Below are 17,670 nucleotides of genomic sequence, written 5' to 3'. Positions count from 1 at the left end.
GCCCGGCGGACGCCGCGCTGCCGCAGCACGCCGCGGGGACCACCCAGGTGGAGCGTCCCGAGGGCTCGGTCGCCGCGATCGCCGCGGCCGCGCTGCCGAGCGTGGTCTCGATCGAGGTGCGCGCCCCGCAGGGTGTTGCCACCGGCTCGGGCATGATCCTCAAGTCCGAGGGCTACATCCTCACGAACAACCACGTGGTCGCCGAGGCGGCCTCCGGGGCCGACGTGACCGTGACGTTCTCCGACGGGCACGAGCAGCCCGCCGAGCTCGTGGGGGCCACGCCGGACTACGACCTGGCCGTCATCCGGGTCGACGAGACCGGCCTGGAGCCGCTCGTGCTGGGCGACTCCGACGACGTCGTCGTGGGCGACGCCGTGCTCGCCGTCGGCTCGCCGCTCGGCCTGGAGGCCACCGTCACCACGGGCATCGTCAGCGCGCTGCACCGCCCGGTGAAGGCGGGCGAGTCCGCGGAGGCGGCGTTCATCGACGCGATCCAGACGGACGCCGCGATCAACCCCGGCAACTCCGGCGGACCGCTCGTGAACACGGCGGGCGAGGTGATCGGCATCAACTCGGCCATCGCGCAGGGGCCCGGCACCACCACGGCCACCGGCAACATCGGCCTCGGCTTCGCCATCCCGTCCAACCAGGCACGGCACACGGCCGAGCAGCTCATCGAGACGGGCTCGGCGACGTTCCCGATCATCGGCGTCCTGCTCGACCCCGCCTACCAGGGCGAGGGCGTGCAGGTGTCCCAGGAGGCGCAGCAGGGTACGCCCGCAGTGACGCCGAACGGCCCCGCCGACCAGGCCGGCATCAAGCCGGGCGACGTGATCCTCTCCGTGGACGGCCGGCCCGTGTCGGTCGCGGACGAGCTGATCGTCGCGATCCGCGCCAAGGCGCCGGGCGACCCGGTGACGCTCCAGGTGCGGTCCGGCAAGAACGAGCGCGAGGTCCGCGTGGTGCTCGAAGAGCGGTCGAGCGGCCAGTGAACGGGATTCATCCGGCGTTCTCCGGGCTGTCCCGCGACGCGAGTAGGCTCTGACCCGTGTTCGGTATCAACGGCTGGGAGTTCGTGATCATCATCGTGATCGCGATGCTCGTCATCGGCCCTGAGCGGCTGCCCACCTATGCGGAACAGCTCGGCGCGATGGTGCGCCGCGGCCGCGACCTGCTCCAGAACGCGAAGGCGCGGGTCGACGACGAGCTCGGGCCGGAGTTCAGCGACGTGGACTGGTCCAAGCTCGACCCACGCCAGTACGACCCGCGCAAGATCGTGCGGGACGCCCTGATGGACGACAGCCCGTCGGAGTACACGCGGTCCGCCGCCGCCCAGGCCGCGGACGGCGTGGCGGCACGGAACGGCATGTCAGCGACGTCGGCCGGCCCGGCCGCGGAACCCGGGAAGGCACCGTACGACGACGAAGCGACCTGAGGATTCGGTGAGCGCGGACGGACCTGCCAGAATGTGGGCCATGTCGTCCTTCACCTCGACCGCGCCGGAACCAGCCGCCGTGGCCGACGTCCCCACCCGGAAGCGCATCTTCTCCGGGATGCAGCCCACCGACGGTTCCCTCCACCTGGGCAACTACATCGGTGCGTTGTCCCAGTGGATCGCGCTGCAGGACTCCTACGACGCGCTCTACTGCGTCGTGGACCTGCACGCGCTGACGGTCAACCCGGACCCGGCGCTGCTGCGCGAGCGCACCCGGCGCACGGCCGCGCAGTACCTGGCGGGCGGCATCGACCCCGAGCGGTCCATCCTCTTCGTGCAGTCGCACGTGGCGGCGCACGCCGAGCTGGCGTGGCTGCTGAGCTGCCAGACCGGCTTCGGCGAGGCCGGCCGGATGACGCAGTTCAAGGACAAGTCCGCCAAGCAGGGCAGCGAGGGCACCACGGTCGGGCTCTTCACCTACCCCGTGCTCATGGCGGCCGACATCCTGCTGTACGACGCCGGCCTGGTCCCCGTGGGCGAGGACCAGCGCCAGCACCTGGAGCTCACCCGGGACCTCGCGGCGCGCCTGAACACCCGCTTCGGCGAGGGCACCGCCGTCGTGCCGGACGCGCACATCGTCAAGGCGGTCGCCAAGATCCAGGACCTGCAGGACCCGAGCGCCAAGATGAGCAAGTCCAGCACGGGCGGCAAGGGCGTCGTCTGGCTGCTGGAGGACCCCAAGAAGGCGGTCAAGGCCATCAAGTCGGCCGTGACCGACGCCGACGAGTCCTACGGCGTGCGGTTCGACCCGGCCGAGAAGCCGGGCATCTCGAACCTGCTGACGATCTTCTCGGCCGTGACCGGCCGCGACATCGACGAGATCGCCAAGGAGTACGACGGTCGCGGCTACGGCTACCTCAAGGTGGACCTGGCCGACGCCGTCGTCGCCTTCCTCGAGCCGTTCCAGGCACGTGCCAACACCTACCTGGCCGACCCGGCCGAGCTCGACCGCGTGCTGGCCGACGGCGCCGACCGGGCCCGCGCCATCGCCCGACCCGTCCTGGACCGGCTGTACGAACGGTTCGGGCTCCTGCCCGCGCGAGGCGAACGGTGAACCTGCCCGAGCGCGGACCCGGCCAGGTCCGCATCGGGATCGCGATCGAGATCCCGGAGCCCTACGCCGCGCAGCTCAGCGCGGCGCGGGTGGCTGCCGACGACCCGCTCGCGAACTTCATCCCCCCGCACATCACGCTGCTGGGGCCGACGCTGATCGACCTCGGGCAGCTCGCCGAGGCACGCGAGCACCTGGCGACCGTGGCCGCCGCCGCGTCGCCCTTCACGGTGCGGCTGCGGGGCACGGCCACGTTCCGGCCGGTCTCGCCCGTGGTGTTCGTGGCCCTCGCGCAGGGCATCGCGGAGTGCGAGCGGCTCGAGGCGAGCGTGCGCTCCGGGATCCTCGACGGTGACCTGCGGTTCAACTACCACCCGCACGTGACCATCGCGCACGAGGTCCCGGACGCCGACCTCGACAAGGCCTTCGAGGCCATGTCGGACTACTTCGCGGAGTTCGACGTCGACCGGTTCTACCAGTACGAGCACGGAGACGACGGGATCTGGCGGCCCCAGGCGGCCTTCCAGCTCGGCCGGGTCTGACCCGGCCGCGCCGCCAGTCCGGCCCTTACCCCACGGCCCCCCACGGCACACCCGCGCGCCGCGTGGGGCCGGCTCGCCGGCCGCCGTCTACTCTTCCCGGGTGAAGCGGTTGATCGAGCGGGGACAGGCGCTCTGGGCGCGCTGGGAGGCGACCCGGCCCGGCCGGGCACTGTCCAGGTTCAACACGGCGAACGGCGCCGTGCTCAGCGGCGGCATGGCCTACGCCGCGCTGTTCTCGCTGTTCGCGGCCCTCGCGATCGGCTACACGGTGTTCGTGCGGGTGCTCGGCGGCGACGCCGACCTGCGCGTCGCGGTGCTGGACCAGATCGACACGTGGTTGCCGGGACTGGTCGACACCGGCCACGGCGGCGTGCTGTCGCCGGCCGATCTCGTGATCTCCACCGGCCTGAGCTGGACCTCGGCCGTCGCCGCGCTGGTGCTGCTGTGGTCCGCCACGAACTTCATGGGCGCCCTGCGCACGTCGGTGCGGGCCATGTTCGGGGAGACGAACGACCACGGCAACCCCGTCACCGACCGCCTGCGGCAGCTCCTGGGCTTCGTGCTGCTCGGCGTCGGCGTGCTGGTCACCGCGGCTGCCAGCGTGGCGGTCTCGGCGGCCGTGCCCTGGACCCTGGAGAGCCTCGGGCTGGACGGCGGCGCGGTGTCCTTCGCGGTGCGGGCGGGCGGTGCCCTGGTGACCCTGGCGCTGGACGCGGTCGTCGTGGCCGCCGTCGTGCGGTACGTGGGCGGGGTGCGGACCGAGTGGCGGGAGCTGATGTACGGCTCGCTCGCGGTGGGCGTCGTCGCCGGCGGGCTGCGCTACCTCGGTACCGAGGTGATCTCGAACGCCGCCACCCGTAATGCCCTGCTGGCGTCGTTCGCGGTGGTGGTGACCATCCTGGTGCTGGTCAACCTGCTGGCCCGGGTGCTGCTCATGGCCTGCGCCTGGATGGCCGACCCGCCGGCCCCGCAAGCCGAGCGGGCCCCTGAGAACGAGGACGGGGCGGCATAGGACCCGCAGGTCCCGTGCCGCCCCGTCCTCCCCGAGAGGATCAGAACGCGCGCGTGATCATGGCGCGCTTGACCTCCTGGATCGCCTTTGTGACCTCGATGCCGCGGGGGCAGGCCTCGGTGCAGTTGAAGGTCGTGCGGCAGCGCCACACGCCCTCCTTGTCGTTCAGGATCTCGAGGCGCTGCGAGCCACCCTCGTCACGGCTGTCGAAGATGAAGCGGTGCGCGTTCACGATCGCGGCCGGGCCGAAGTACTGGCCGTCCGTCCAGAACACCGGGCAGGACGACGTGCACGCGGCGCACAGGATGCACTTGGTGGTGTCGTCGAACTTCGCGCGGTCCTCGGGGGACTGGTAGCGCTCCTTGGAGGGCTCGTTCCCCGACGTGATGAGGAAGGGCATGATCTCGCGGTAGGAGGCGAAGAACGGCTCCATGTCGACCACGAGGTCCTTCACGACGGGCAGGCCCTTGATGGGCTCGACCGTGATCGGCTTGTCGGGGTTGACGTCCTTCAGGAGCGTCTTGCAGGCCAGGCGGTTGCGGCCGTTGATCCGCATCGCGTCCGAGCCGCACACGCCGTGCGCGCAGGACCGGCGGAACGTGAGCGAGCCGTCCTCGTCCCACTTGATCTTGTGCAGGGCGTCGAGGATGCGGTCGGTGCCGTGCGCCTCGACGGTGAAGTCCTCCCAGGTGGCCTCCTCGGACACCTCGGGGTTGAACCGCCGGATCCGCAGCGTGACCGTGAACGACGGGATCTCGCCCGCGGGGGACGGTGCGGCGGCTTCGAGTGTGGCAGTCATCAGTACTTACGCTCCATCGGCTCGTACCGGGTCTGGACAACGGGCTTGGAGCCCAGGACGACCTTGTAGCCGTCGAACTCCTCGACGTGGTCGAAGTAGCCCTCCACGTGACCCTCGGCCTGGTCGGACGCCGCGGTGGGGCGCCGGTAGGCCATGGTGTGCAGCATGTAGTTGGCGTCGTCGCGGTTGGGGAAGTCCTCGCGGTAGTGACCGCCGCGCGACTCCTTGCGGTTGATCGCGGCGACCACGGTGACCTCTGCGATGTCGAGCAGGAAGCCCAGCTCGATGGCCTCCAGGAGGTCCGTGTTGAAGAGCTTCCCCTTGTCCTGGACGGACGCGTTGCGGTAGCGCTTCTGCAGCTCGCGGATGTCGGCCAGGGCCGCGTTCAGCGAGTCGCCCGTGCGGAACACCTGGGCGTTGAGGTCCATGGTGTCCTGCAGCGCCTTGCGGATGTCCGCGATGCGCTCGCCGTCGGGCCGGTTGCGCATCTCGTCGAGCTGCTCCACCACCCGGACGGTCGGGTCCTCGGGCAGCTCGTGGAACGACGCCGTCTTGGCGTACTCCGCGGCGGCGCGGCCGGACCGCTTGCCGAACACGTTGATGTCCAGCAGCGAGTTGGTGCCCAGGCGGTTGGAGCCGTGCACCGACACGCAGGCGACCTCACCGGCGGCGTAGAGGCCCTTGACGACGTTGACGCCGTCGCGGAGCACCTCGCCCTTGATGTTGGTCGGCACGCCGCCCATGGCGTAGTGCGCCGTGGGGTACACGGGGACCGGCTCGGTGTAGGGCTCGATGCCGAGGTAGGTGCGCGCGAACTCGGTGATGTCCGGGAGCTTGGCGTCGATGTGCGCCGGCTCCAGGTGCGTCAGGTCGAGCAGCACGTAGTCCTTGTTCGGGCCGGCGCCCCGGCCCTCGCGGACCTCGTTCGCCATCGACCGGGCCACGATGTCGCGCGGCGCGAGGTCCTTGATGGTGGGGGCGTAGCGCTCCATGAAGCGCTCGCCCTCGGAGTTGCGCAGGATGCCGCCCTCGCCGCGGGCCGCCTCCGACAGGAGGATGCCCAGGCCGGCCAGGCCTGTCGGGTGGAACTGGAAGAACTCCATGTCCTCCAGCGGCAGGCCGCGGCGGTACGCCAGCGCCATGCCGTCACCCGTGAGGGTGTGGGCGTTCGAGGTGGTCTTGAAGATCTTCCCCGCGCCGCCGGTGGCGAAGATGATCGCCTTGGCCTGGAACACGTGGATCTCGCCGGTGGCCAGGTCGTACGCGACGACGCCGGTGGCGTTGACCTCCTCGCCGTCCGCGATCTCCTCGGTGGTGAGGTCGTGATCGGTGATGAGGTCCAGCACGTAGAACTCGTTGAAGAACTCGACGTCCTGCTTCACGCAGTTCTGGTAGAGCGTCTGGAGGATCATGTGACCCGTGCGGTCGGCGGCGTAGCACGCGCGGCGCACGGCGGACTGGCCGTGGTCCCGGGTGTGCCCGCCGAACCGGCGCTGGTCGATCTTGCCCTCGGGGGTGCGGTTGAACGGGAGGCCCATCCGCTCCAGGTCGAGGACCGACTCGATGGCTTCCTTCGCGAGGATCTCGGCCGCGTCCTGGTCGACGAGGTAGTCGCCGCCCTTGACGGTGTCGAAGGTGTGCCATTCCCAGTTGTCGTCCTCGACGTTGGCGAGGGCCGCAGCCATGCCGCCCTGGGCGGCACCGGTGTGGGAGCGGGTGGGGTACAGCTTGGAGATCACCGCGGTGCGGGCCTCCTTCGACGACTCCAGGGCGGCTCGCATACCTGCGCCGCCGGCGCCGACGATCACGACGTCGTACTGATGGGTCTGCATCGGGCTCGATGCCTCCTGCTATGAGGTTCGGAGTGTGGGGCTGGGGGTGGTGCCGGTGCTGCGGCGCGTGCTGCTCAGGCCGTGCAGAAGGAGGCGAGCAGCTCCGCGGGAGCGTCCGGCGGGCACGGGTCGAACGTGAAGATCACGAGGGTGCCCAGCACGACCACGACGGTGAACGCCAGGAGGAGCAGGCCCTTCAGGATGCCGCGCGTGAGGTCCCGGGTGGCGTAGTCGTTGATGATGGTGCGCACGCCGTTGGTGCCGTGGATCATCGCGAGCCACAGCATCAGCAGGTCCCAGACCTGCCACATCGGGTTCGACCACTTGCCGGCCACGAAACCGAAGTCGATGGCGTGCACGCCGTCGCCGACCATCAGGTTCACGAAGAGGTGGCCGAAGATGAGGACCAGGAGCACCACGCCGGAGGCCCGCATGAAGACCCAGGAGTACAGCTCGTAGTTGCCGCGCGTCGTCTTGCGGCGTACGTACGGCGAGCGCGGGGAGTCGACCTTCGCCACCGCAGCGGTTCCGTGTGCCATCAGTGACCCCCGGTGAAGACGTTGATGAGGTGCCGCGGCAGGAAGCCCGCCATCGTCACGACGAACAGACCGACGACGACCCACAGCATGACCTTCTGGTACTTGGGGCCCTTGGCCCAGAAGTCCACCAGCAGGATGCGGATGCCGTTGAAGGCGTGGAAGACGATCGCTGCCACGAGCCCGGCCTCGCCGAGCCCCATGATCGGGGTCTGGTACGTGCCGATCGCTGCGTTGTACGCCTCGGGGGACACGCGCACCAGGGCTGTGTCGAGCACGTGCACGAGCAAGAAGAAGAAGATCAGCACGCCGGTCACGCGGTGCGCGACCCACGACCACATGCCTTCACGGCCGCGGTACAACGTGCCTGCTGGTGCGGTGGGCACTTCGGTAGCCTCCTATGGCTGTCCGGCTGGGGGGTGGCTGGTCCCCACTGTAATGACAACTGGTCGCCTCGATCGCCGCCCGGCAGCCCTCGCGGGCATCAAGACACGGCATTTGTGACTGATCCCACAGGGGAGATGTCGTGGCTTCGGGCACCCGTCAGGTTGCTCGTGCGTTGCTGCCCGGACCTGCCCCTGAGTTCAGCCAGGGTTCGCCCGGATTCTGGCGAGTTTTGGCTGCGGGAACACGGTCCGGCTGACATCCTGCGGGGCATGACTTCGGCCGCCGCCCTATCGTCCCCGATCGACGACTTCTTCGCAGTGGTACCAGCCGGCGGGTCCGGCACGCGGCTGTGGCCGCTCTCGCGGGGCGGGGAGCCCAAGTTCCTGCACGACCTCGTGGGATCGGGCCAGTCCCTGCTCCAGGCCACCGAGCGCCGCCTGCGCCCGCTCGCGGGGCCGGACGGCGTCGTGCTGGTGACCGGCGAGCAGCACGTGGCTGCGTGCCGCGCCCAGCTCCCGGCCCTGTCCGACGACGCGGTGCTCGCCGAGCCGTCGCCGCGTGAGTCGATGGCGGCCATCGGGCTGGCGGCCGCCGTCCTGGAGAAGCGGCACGGCGACGTGGTGGTCGGGTCGTTCGCGGCGGACCACGTGATCCACGGGACGCGCGCGTTCGAGCTGGCGGTCCGCGAGGCCGTGTCCGCCGCGCGCGCCGGCTACGTGACGACCGTGGGCATCGCCGCCTCGCGGCCGTCGACCGCGTTCGGGTACGTGCGCTCGGGCGAGCCGCTCGGCGTCGACGGCGCCCCGCACACGCTGCACGTGCGCGGGTTCACGGAGAAGCCGGACGCCGCCACCGCGCGCGCCTACCTCGCCTCGGGCGAGTACCGCTGGAACGCGGGCATGTTCGTCTCGCGCACGTCCGTGCTGCTCGGGCACCTCGCCGAGCAGCGGCCCGCGCTGCACGACGGCCTGCGCACCGTGGCCGACGCGTGGGACACCCCGCGCCGTGCCGCGGTGCTCGCGGAGGTCTGGCCGGGCCTGGAGAAGATCGCGATCGACCACGCGGTGGCCGAGCCGGTCGCCGAGGCCGGCGGCGTCGCCGTCGTACCCGGCACCTTCGGGTGGGACGACGTCGGCGACTACAACTCGCTCGCCGTGCTGCTGCCGTCCGACGACGACCGCGGCGCCAAGGTGCTCGGCGACCCGGACGACGTGCTACGTATCGAGAGCGCCGGCTCCGTGGTGGTGCCGGCGTCCGGCCGGCTCGTGACGGTGCTGGGGCTGGACGACGTCGTCGTCGTGGACACGCCCGACGCCCTGCTGGTGACGACGCGCGCCCGCGCGCAGCAGGTCAAGGAGGTGGTGGCGGCGGTACGCGAACGGGGCAGGGAAGATCTCCTCTGATACCCGAGACCTTTCCCCGATGTCTCATAGTTGTCCGTATCGTGGGACGGATGCCGCGCTGTCGTGTCTCGCGAGGCGGACAGCGCTACCGTGAGAGGCGTGAACCCGACCCAGCAGCCCGTCAGTCTCGCCGATTTCGATCAGATCGTTTCGCACGATCAGATGCCGGTCGGGGACGTGCCCGGGGGGAACACGACGGACGTCGTCGCGGCGCTGGCGGCCCGCGTGAGCGAGCTCGCGGACGGGTTCGACGCCGAGCTGGTCGCGTTCCGCCGGGACGTGCACCGGCACCCTGAGCTCTCCCGCCAGGAGATCCGCACCACCGCGCTGCTGGTCGACCGCCTGCGCGCCGCCGGGCTGGACCCGCGGCCGCTGCCGACGGGGACCGGCCTGGTCTGCGACATCGGCCCCGACCACGGGCCCGACGGCGAGGGCCGGGTGGGTCTGCGCGCCGACCTCGACGCCCTGCCGCTGCACGAGACGAGCGGCGTGGAGTTCTCCTCGACCCGCCCCGGCGTCGCACACGCCTGCGGCCACGACGTGCACACCACCGTGGTGCTCGGCGCCGGACTGGTGCTGGCGCGACTGCAGGAGGAGGGGCGGCTGCGCCGCGGCGTCCGGCTCTTCTTCCAGCCCGCCGAGGAGGTCTTCCCGGGCGGCGCGGAGGACATCATCAACAAGACGTCCGAGCTCGACGGCGTGGACCGCATGGCCGCGCTGCACTGCGACCCGAAGTTCGACGTCGGCCACGTGGGCACCCGCATCGGCCCCATCACCTCCGCGAGCGACTCGGTCATGGTGACCATCTCGTCGCCCGGCGGGCACACCTCGCGCCCGCACCTCACCGGCGACGTCGTGTTCGCGCTCGGCCAGGTCATCACGCAGACGCCCGCCGTCCTGGGACGCCGCCTGGACCCCCGCTCGGGCGTGAACCTCACCTGGGGCGCGGTGCAGGCCGGCTCCACGCCGAACGCCATCCCGTCCAGCGGCATCCTCAAGGGCACGCTGCGCTGCCTCGACGTGCGCGCGTGGGAGAAGGCCGGCGAGCTGGTGCGCGAGGCGGTCGAGCAGGTCGTCGCTCCGTACCAGGTGGACATCTCGGTGACCGTGACGCACGGCGTGCCGCCCGTCGAGAACGAGACCGAGGCGACCGGGGACCTGGAGGCCGCGATCCGCGACGCGGTCGGCCCCGACGCCGTGCAGCTCACCGAGCAGTCCATGGGTGGCGAGGACTTCGCGTGGTACCTGCGCAAGGTCCCGGGCACCATGGCGCGGCTCGGCGTGCGCACGCCCGGCGGCCGCACGTACGACCTGCACCAGGGCGACCTGGTCGTGGACGAGCGGGCGATCGGCGTGGGCGTCAGGACACTCGCCCAGTTCGCGGCCCGCTGATCGAGAACTGTTGCTGTCGATGACGCTTCGGTAACGACTTACTCCGGTTACCGTCTCGAAACGCGAAATGCCAGATGCGCTGGCTACCCTCGGTGCGGTATAGGGCCCCGGATCCGTCTGGGACATCGCCCTCTGGATCATCGAAGGAGCACCAGTGAAGAAGGCTGTCTGGCTCACCGCCATTGCGGGAGCAACGGCGCTCGCGCTCTCGGCGTGCGGCGCTGCCCCGGAGGAGTCCACTGGTGGCGAGAGCAACGCCGCCAGTGACTTCAAGCCCTGCATCGTGTCGGACGCCGGCGGGTTCGACGACAAGAGCTTCAACCAGCTCAGCTTCGAGGGCGCGACGGCTGCGGCCGAGGAGCTCGGCACCGAGCTCGTCGACGTCCAGTCGACGTCCGAGAGCGACTACAAGGGCAACGTCGAGTCCCTCGTGGCCGAGGGCTGCAACGCCATCGTGACCGTCGGGTTCGCGCTGTCCGCGACGACCGTCGAGTCGGCCACGGCCAACCCCGACATCGACTACATCCTGGTCGACGACGCGGCGGACGCCGACTTCGACGGCAAGGCCGACGCGGAGAACATCAAGCCGCTGCTGTACGACACGGCCCAGGCCGCGTTCCTCGCCGGCTACCTCGCAGCCGGCTACTCGGAGGCCGGCAAGGTCGGCACCTTCGGTGGTATGGACTTCCCGACCGTGACCATCTTCATGGACGGCTTCAAGCAGGGCGTCGACTACTACAACGAGACCAAGGGCGAGAACGTCGAGCTCGTCGGCTGGGACGGCAAGAAGGGCTCGTTCACGGGCGGTTTCGCTGCCGACCCGGCCGCCAAGCAGACCGCGCAGAACGTCCTGGACCAGGGCGTCGACGTGATCCTGCCCGTCGGTGGCCCGATCTACCAGTCCGCCATGGACGCCATCGCCGACTCCGGCGAGGACGTGGCCCTGATCGGTGTGGACGCCGACTTCTACGAGTCGGACCCGACCACGCAGGACCTGGTCCTCACCTCCATCCTCAAGGGGATGGACGTCTCCACGCAGGAGGCCGTCGTCGCCTCGGGCAACGACGAGTTCGACCCGACCCCGTACGTGGGTACCCTCGAGAACGGCGGTGTGGACCTCGCCCCGCTGCACAACTTCGAGGACAAGGTGGACCCGGCCCTGTGGGAAGAGGTCCAGGCCCTCAAGGAGTCGATCATCGCGGGCGACGTCGAGGTGAAGTCCTACCTCGCCGAGTGACCCGCGGGTCCCGGCCGTGACAGCTGATCGGTCGACGGCCAAGACTTGACGCAAGATGGTCCCGGGGGGCACGGCACGCGCCGTGCGCCCCGGGACCTGTCATGAGCAGGACCCCTTTCGGGAAGGATTCCTATGCGGCTCGAGCTGCGCGGCATCACCAAGCGCTTCGGCGCGCTCGTCGCGAACGACCACATCGACCTGGTCGTCCAGCCAGGCGAGATCCACTCGCTCCTGGGCGAGAACGGGGCGGGCAAGTCCACCCTGATGAACGTGCTGTACGGCCTGTATGAGGCGGACGAGGGCGAGATCCTCCTGGACGACGTGGTCCAGAACTTCGCCGGACCGGGCGACGCCATGGCCGCCGGCATCGGCATGGTGCACCAGCACTTCATGCTGGTACCCGTCTTCACCGTGGCGGAGAACGTCATGCTCGGCCACGAGCAGACCCGCGGCGGCGGGCGCCTCGACCTGGAGGCGGCCCGCGCCCAGGTGAAGGAGATCTCCGCGCGGTTCGGCTTCCACGTGGACCCCGACGCGCTGGTCGAGGACCTGCCCGTCGGCGTCCAGCAGCGCGTCGAGATCATCAAGGCGCTCTCGCGGAACGCCGACGTGCTGGTCTTCGACGAGCCGACGGCGGTGCTCACCCCGCAGGAGACCGACGAGCTGATGGCGATCATGCGCCAGCTGCGCGACGAGGGCTCCGCGATCGTGTTCATCACCCACAAGCTGCGCGAGGTCCGCGCCGTCGCCGACCGCATCACCGTGATCCGGCACGGCAAGGTCGTCGGCGAGGCCAGCCCGACGGCGTCCGACGCCGAGCTCGCCTCCCTGATGGTGGGCCGCGCCGTCGAGCTGACCGTGCAGAAGGACGCGCCCACGCTGCGGGACAACGGGCTGAAGGTGACCGACCTGGTGGTCACCAGCGAGTCCGGCACCGTGGTGGTCGACGACGTCAGCTTCGAGGTGCGCGGCGGCGAGGTGCTCGTGGTCGCCGGTGTCCAGGGCAACGGCCAGACCGAGCTCACCGAGGCCCTGATCGGCCTGCAGGGCGACGTCTCCGGCAGCATCGCGCTGGACGGCAAGGAGCTGGTGGGCCGCTCGGTGCGCCGGATCCTCGACCAGGGTGTGGGCTTCGTGCCCGAGGACCGTACGCTCGACGGCCTGATCGGCGAGTTCACCATCGCCGAGAACCTCATGCTCGACCGCACCGACGGCCCGCCGTTCGTGAAGGCGGGCGCGCTGCAGCTGGCCCACCGCGACCGGTTCGCCGACGAGAAGGTCGCGGAGTTCGACGTCCGCACGCAGTCCATCACCACGCCGGTGGGTCGCCTGTCGGGCGGAAACCAGCAGAAGGTGGTGCTCGCCCGCGAGCTGTCGCGCGACCTGCGCCTGTTCGTCGCGGCGCAGCCGACGCGTGGTGTGGACGTGGGCTCCATCGAGTTCATCCACAAGCGGATCGTCGAGACCCGAGACGCCGGCATCCCGGTCGTGGTGGTCTCCACCGAGCTGGACGAGGCGGTGGCCCTGGCCGACCGCATCATGGTGATGTACCGCGGAAAGGTCGTGGGCATCGTGCCCGCGGACACCCCGCGTGACGTGCTGGGCCTGATGATGGCGGGGATCTCGCCGCAGGACGCGAAGGGAGAGGTCGCGTGAGCGCGCCCGAGTCGAGCCCGGGGTCGAACCCCGAGCAGGAGCCGGGCCTCGACCCCGGCACCGCCGAGGAGCTGGAGCAGGAGCGGGCCCGCGAGCTGGGCAGCCCGGCCGGCGAGGACATGCCGGACACGGAGAGCCGGCTGGCCAAGGCGCTGCAGCAGACGATGACGAGCCCGTGGACCGTGTCCGTCGGCGCCGTCCTGCTCGCCGTCCTGGCGGGCTCCGTCATGATCGCCTTCACCGACGAGGAGGTGAAGGCGGCCTCGGGGTACTTCTTCGCACGGCCCGGCGACACCTTCGTCGCGCTCGGCCAGGCGATCGGCGGCGCGTACTCCGCGCTGTTCCGCGGCTCCGTGGTCAACGTGCAGGCACCGGACTTCGTCACCGCGATCCGGCCGCTCACGGAGACCCTCAGCTACGCGACCCCGCTCATCGCGGCGGGCCTCGGCGTGGCGCTGGCGTTCCGGGCCGGCCTGTTCAACATCGGTGGCCAGGGGCAGATGCTCGTGGCCGCCGCCGCGGCCGGCTGGGTGGGCTTCGGCGTCAGCGGGGTGCCGTTCCCGCTGCACCTGCTGCTGGCCGTCGTCGCCGGCATCGCGGCGGGCGCGGTGTGGGCCGGGATCGCAGGCGTGCTCAAGGCCCGCACCGGGGCGCACGAGGTGATCGTCACGATCATGCTCAACTACGTCGCGTACTACCTGATCTCCTACTTCCTGGCGACGCCGGGGCTGCTGCAGGCGCCCGGCTCGTCCAACCCCAAGACGCCGCCGACGGCCGAGTCCGCCCAGCTGCCGAACCTGCTCGGCGACCGGTTCAACCTGACCTGGGGCTTCGTCCTGGCGGTGCTGGCCGTGGTCGGCGTGTGGTGGCTGCTCAACCGCTCGTCGACCGGCTTCGCGTTCCGCGCCGTGGGGGAGAACCCGCGCGCCGCGCGCGTGGCGGGCATCGACACCGGGCGTGCCACCGTGAACGTGATGCTGGTGGCCGGTGGCCTCGTCGGCCTGGCCGGCGCCTCCCAGGTGCTGGGCGCCGTCACCACGGGCTTCAGCTCCGACATCGACGCCGGTATCGGGTTCGACGCCATCACCGTCGCGCTGCTCGGCGGGTCCAACCCGTGGGGCGTGCTCGCGGCCGGCATCCTGTTCGGCGCGTTCAAGGCGGGCGGCACCACCATGCAGGCCGCAGAGGGCGTCCCGAGCGACATCGTGCTCGTGGTGCAGTCGCTCATCGTGCTGTTCATCGCCGCGCCGCCGCTGGTGCGGGCGATCTTCCGGCTGCCGGACCCCAACCGGCGTCGGGCACCGAAGAAGCCCAAGGCGGCCCGGAACCAGAAGGAGGCAGCCGCGTGAGCGCCGACCCCACCACCCAGCTCGACGCGCCGCTGTCGGAGACGACACGGACCGTCACGGTCGTGTCGTGGAAGACGGCGGGCGTGCTGCTCGCTGTGACCCTGCTGTACGCGTTGCTGCTCGTCGCGGTTCCGCACGCGGGTGACACCCGGTTCCTGCTGTCGCAGCGTGCCGACTTCTTCCAGATCCCCGTCATCGTGCTGCCCGCGACGGCGTTTGCCTGGGCGTGCGGCGCGGTCATGCTCGCCGTGACGGCGGCGTCCTTCGTGCTCACCGCGCGCGGGCGCCGGACGTCGCTCTGGCTCGTCGTGCTCTTCTCCCTGGCCGGCCTGCTCGGCTTCCTGGCCTGGGCCGGCGCGGGCAGCCCTCGCGACCTGTCGATCGTGGGCCTGCTCGGCGGCGCCGTGCTGTGGTCCGTGCCGTTCGTCTACGGCGCCCTGGGCGGCGTGATCGGTGAGCGCGCGGGCGTGGTGAACATCGCGATCGAGGCGCAGCTGCTCGGTGCGGCGTTCACGGCGGCGATCGTCTCGTCGATCACCAACAGCGCGGTGGCCGGCCTGGTCGCGGCCGTGGCCGCTGGTGCCCTGGTGGCGCTCGTGCTCGGGGTGTTCGCGATCACGTACCACGTGAACCAGGTGATCGTCGGTGTGGTGCTCAACGTGCTCGTCGTCGGGCTGACCAGCTTCCTGTACTCGCAGGTGCTCGTGCCCAGCGCCGAGACGCTGAACTCGACCACCCGGTTCCAGTCGATCCCGATCCCGGTCCTGTCGGACATCCCGGTGCTCGGCCCGGTCCTGTTCGACCAGCCGCTGCTCATCTACCTGATGTTCATCGCCGTGCCGACCGTCTGGTACACCCTGAACCGCACCCGCTGGGGCCTGCGCCTGCGGGCCGTGGGCGAGCACCCGAAGGCGGCGGACACCGTCGGTATCGACGTGGTCCGCACCCGGTACAACGCGGTGCTCGTCGCCGGCGCCGTCGCGGGCCTGGGCGGCGCGTTCTACACCACCGTCCAGCTCAGCCAGTTCGGTGAGAACATGACCGGCGGCGCGGGCTACATCGCCCTCGCGGCCGTCATCTTCGGCAAGTGGGATCCCGTGCGCGCGGCGTTCGCGGGTCTGCTGTTCGGCTTCGCGTCGAACCTGCAGAACGTGCTCTCCGTGGTCGGGTCCCCGGTGCCGAGCCAGTTCATGCTCATGATCCCGTACGTGGTCACGCTGCTCGCGGTGGCCGGCCTGGTGGGGCGCTCGCGCCCGCCGGCCGCGTCCGGCGAGCCGTACATCAAGGGGTGAGGATGGTGGACGTGAACTCCGTCGATCCCGCGCGCCCCGAGACCGCCGTGGACTGGGACGGCCTGCGGGCCGCGGCCCGTGAGGCGGTCGAGCACGCCTACGCGCCGTACTCAGACTTCAAGGTGGGCGCGGCGGCCTTCGCCGCCGACGGCCGCCTGCTCACGGGCGCCAACATCGAGAACGCGGCGTACGGGGTCACCCTGTGCGCCGAGTGCTCGCTGGTCAGCGCCCTGATCATGTCGGGCGGCGGACGGCTGGCGGCGTTCACCTGCGTGAACTCGCTCGGCGAGACGATCATGCCCTGCGGCCGGTGCCGCCAGCTCCTGTGGGAGCACGGCGGCGCCGGGCTGCTGGTCGACACCCCGCTGGGCATCCAGCCGATGACGGAAGTACTGCCCCAGGCCTTCGGGCCGGGCGACCTGGACCATGTGCGGGAGGCAGCACGATGACCGAACCCTTCGACGCGGTGGACCTGATCCGGGTCAAGCGCGACAGCGAGTCGCTCACCGACGAGCAGGTCGACTGGCTGGTGGACGCCTATACCCGTGGCGTCGTGGCCGACGAGCAGATGTCGGCGATGACCATGGCGATCCTGCTCAACGGGATGACCCGCCAGGAGATCTCCCGGTGGACCGCCGCGATGATCCGGACCGGCGAGCGCATGTCGTTCTCGGCGCTCTCGCGGCCGACGGCGGACAAGCACTCCACCGGCGGCGTGGGCGACAAGATCACGCTGCCGCTCGCGCCGCTGGTCGCCGTGTTCGACGTCGCCGTGCCGCAGCTCTCGGGCCGCGGCCTGGGCCACACGGGCGGCACGCTCGACAAGCTGGAGGCCATCCCGGGCTGGCGCGCCGCGCTGAGCAACGCCGAGATGATGGCGCAGCTCGAGGACGTGGGCGCCGTCATCTGCGCGGCGGGTTCCGGGCTGGCCCCCGCCGACCGCAAGCTGTACGCGCTGCGCGACGTCACCGGCACCGTCGAGGCGATCCCGCTCATCGCGAGCTCGATCATGTCCAAGAAGATCGCCGAGGGCACCGGCGCGCTGGTGCTCGACGTCAAGGTCGGCTCGGGTGCCTTCATGAAGACCCTGGACGACGCGCGCGAGCTCGCCCGCACCATGGTCGATCTCGGGACCGACGCCGGGGTGCGCACCGTCGCCCTCGTCACTGACATGTCCGTGCCGCTGGGCCGCACCGCGGGCAACGCCCTGGAGGTGCGCGAGTCGCTGGAGGTGCTGGCCGGTGGCGGCCCGGTCGACGTCGTCGACCTGACCGTCGCGCTCGCCGTGGAGATGCTCGCCGCGGCGGACCGGCCTCGCTCGGAGGACGACGTGCGGGCCGCGCTGTCCGACGGCCGCGCCATGGACAGATGGCGGGCCATGATCGCCGCGCAGGGCGGCGACGTCGACGCGCCGCTGCCGGTCGCCAAGGAGACCGAGACGGTCGTGGCCACCGAGTCCGGCGTGCTCACCTCGCTCGACGCGTACGCCGTGGGCGTCGCCGTCCGGCGGCTGGGTGCCGGCCGGGCCCGCAAGGAGGACGCGGTCCAGGCGGCGGCCGGCATCGAGATCCACGTGAAGCCGGGCGAGCAGGTCACGGCCGGGCAGCCGCTGATGACGCTGCACACCGACACCCCCGAGCGGTTCGCCCGCGCCCGCGCTGCCCTCGACGGCGGCTGGTCGGTGGAC

At 70.9% G+C, this 17,670-nt stretch carries 17 protein-coding genes; 13 read left to right on the top strand and 4 right to left on the bottom strand.

What is annotated here, in order from left to right; genetic code table 11:
- The 5 genes from PROKR_RS27495 to PROKR_RS27475 all read left to right on the top strand — a co-directional run.
- Nucleotides 1-992: S1C family serine protease (locus PROKR_RS27495; protein WP_051433438.1), on the top strand; the 992-nt coding region annotated here is incomplete at its 5' end.
- A gap of 56 nt (nucleotides 993-1,048) precedes the next feature.
- Entirely contained in the window at nucleotides 1,049-1,435 is a 387-nt protein-coding gene (locus tag PROKR_RS27490) for a twin-arginine translocase TatA/TatE family subunit (protein ID WP_020013391.1), read from the top strand.
- Nucleotides 1,436-1,475: 40 nt separating this feature from the next.
- Complete coding sequence (trpS, locus tag PROKR_RS27485) at nucleotides 1,476-2,549, top strand: tryptophan--tRNA ligase (RefSeq protein WP_051433461.1); 1,074 nt, start codon at nucleotides 1,476-1,478, stop codon at nucleotides 2,547-2,549.
- The gene (locus PROKR_RS27480) at nucleotides 2,546-3,088 is read left to right on the top strand and encodes a 2'-5' RNA ligase family protein (protein WP_036970251.1); all 543 of its coding nucleotides are present in this window, start codon (nucleotides 2,546-2,548) and stop codon (nucleotides 3,086-3,088) included. The genes trpS and PROKR_RS27480 overlap by 4 nt, the downstream gene beginning before the upstream one ends.
- A gap of 100 nt (nucleotides 3,089-3,188) precedes the next feature.
- Nucleotides 3,189-4,100: a YihY/virulence factor BrkB family protein gene (locus tag PROKR_RS27475; protein WP_245605991.1), complete on the top strand. Its 912-nt coding sequence runs from the start codon at nucleotides 3,189-3,191 to the stop codon at nucleotides 4,098-4,100.
- 40 nt (nucleotides 4,101-4,140) lie between these two features.
- Here the strand turns inward: PROKR_RS27475 and PROKR_RS27470 are convergent, their stop codons facing one another.
- The 4 genes from PROKR_RS27470 to sdhC form a co-directional block, all read right to left on the bottom strand.
- Nucleotides 4,141-4,899 carry a succinate dehydrogenase iron-sulfur subunit gene (locus PROKR_RS27470; RefSeq protein ID WP_020013395.1) on the bottom strand — a complete coding sequence of 253 codons (759 nt, stop codon included), beginning with the start codon at nucleotides 4,897-4,899 and terminating at the stop codon, nucleotides 4,141-4,143.
- Nucleotides 4,899-6,731 (bottom strand): succinate dehydrogenase flavoprotein subunit, encoded by a 1,833-nt coding sequence (sdhA, locus tag PROKR_RS27465; protein ID WP_020013396.1) that lies wholly within the window; start codon nucleotides 6,729-6,731, stop codon nucleotides 4,899-4,901. The genes PROKR_RS27470 and sdhA overlap by 1 nt, the downstream gene beginning before the upstream one ends.
- 74 nt (nucleotides 6,732-6,805) lie before the next feature.
- Nucleotides 6,806-7,270, bottom strand: a complete 465-nt coding sequence (locus PROKR_RS27460) for a succinate dehydrogenase hydrophobic membrane anchor subunit (protein WP_036970247.1) — start codon at nucleotides 7,268-7,270, stop codon at nucleotides 6,806-6,808.
- The gene (gene sdhC, locus PROKR_RS27455) at nucleotides 7,270-7,653 is read right to left on the bottom strand and encodes a succinate dehydrogenase, cytochrome b556 subunit (RefSeq protein WP_084467637.1); all 384 of its coding nucleotides are present in this window, start codon (nucleotides 7,651-7,653) and stop codon (nucleotides 7,270-7,272) included. Before sdhC ends, PROKR_RS27460 begins: the two co-directional genes overlap by 1 nt.
- 270 nt (nucleotides 7,654-7,923) lie before the next feature.
- Here sdhC and PROKR_RS27450 point away from each other — a divergent pair, with 270 nt between their 5' ends.
- The 8 genes from PROKR_RS27450 to PROKR_RS36445 all read left to right on the top strand — a co-directional run.
- A complete protein-coding gene (locus tag PROKR_RS27450) occupies nucleotides 7,924-9,057 on the top strand; it encodes a mannose-1-phosphate guanylyltransferase (RefSeq protein WP_036970243.1) in 1,134 nt (377 codons plus the stop codon).
- 162 nt (nucleotides 9,058-9,219) lie between these two features.
- A complete protein-coding gene (locus tag PROKR_RS27445; protein WP_036970240.1) occupies nucleotides 9,220-10,449 on the top strand; it encodes an amidohydrolase in 1,230 nt (409 codons plus the stop codon).
- Nucleotides 10,450-10,603: 154 nt separating this feature from the next.
- Nucleotides 10,604-11,686 carry a BMP family lipoprotein gene (locus PROKR_RS27440; protein ID WP_036970237.1) on the top strand — a complete coding sequence of 361 codons (1,083 nt, stop codon included), beginning with the start codon at nucleotides 10,604-10,606 and terminating at the stop codon, nucleotides 11,684-11,686.
- A gap of 132 nt (nucleotides 11,687-11,818) precedes the next feature.
- Nucleotides 11,819-13,342 carry an ABC transporter ATP-binding protein gene (locus PROKR_RS27435; RefSeq protein ID WP_036970234.1) on the top strand — a complete coding sequence of 508 codons (1,524 nt, stop codon included), beginning with the start codon at nucleotides 11,819-11,821 and terminating at the stop codon, nucleotides 13,340-13,342.
- Nucleotides 13,339-14,691, top strand: coding sequence for an ABC transporter permease (locus tag PROKR_RS27430; RefSeq protein ID WP_036970231.1), 1,353 nt, complete (start codon nucleotides 13,339-13,341; stop codon nucleotides 14,689-14,691). The genes PROKR_RS27435 and PROKR_RS27430 overlap by 4 nt, the downstream gene beginning before the upstream one ends.
- A complete protein-coding gene (locus tag PROKR_RS27425; protein ID WP_200835939.1) occupies nucleotides 14,688-15,983 on the top strand; it encodes an ABC transporter permease in 1,296 nt (431 codons plus the stop codon). Before PROKR_RS27430 ends, PROKR_RS27425 begins: the two co-directional genes overlap by 4 nt.
- Before the next feature lie 2 nt (nucleotides 15,984-15,985).
- Nucleotides 15,986-16,432, top strand: coding sequence for a cytidine deaminase (locus PROKR_RS27420; protein ID WP_051433437.1), 447 nt, complete (start codon nucleotides 15,986-15,988; stop codon nucleotides 16,430-16,432).
- The coding region (locus PROKR_RS36445; RefSeq protein WP_036970670.1) for a thymidine phosphorylase at nucleotides 16,429-17,670 on the top strand (1,242 nt) is incomplete at its 3' end. The genes PROKR_RS27420 and PROKR_RS36445, both read left to right, overlap by 4 nt.

Origin of the sequence: Promicromonospora kroppenstedtii DSM 19349 (assembly GCF_000515355.1) — a bacterium.
GTDB lineage: Bacteria > Actinomycetota > Actinomycetes > Actinomycetales > Cellulomonadaceae > Promicromonospora > Promicromonospora kroppenstedtii.
The sequence above is the reverse complement of the archived record's forward strand: the minus strand, read 5'-3'. Positions and strand labels throughout refer to the sequence as shown.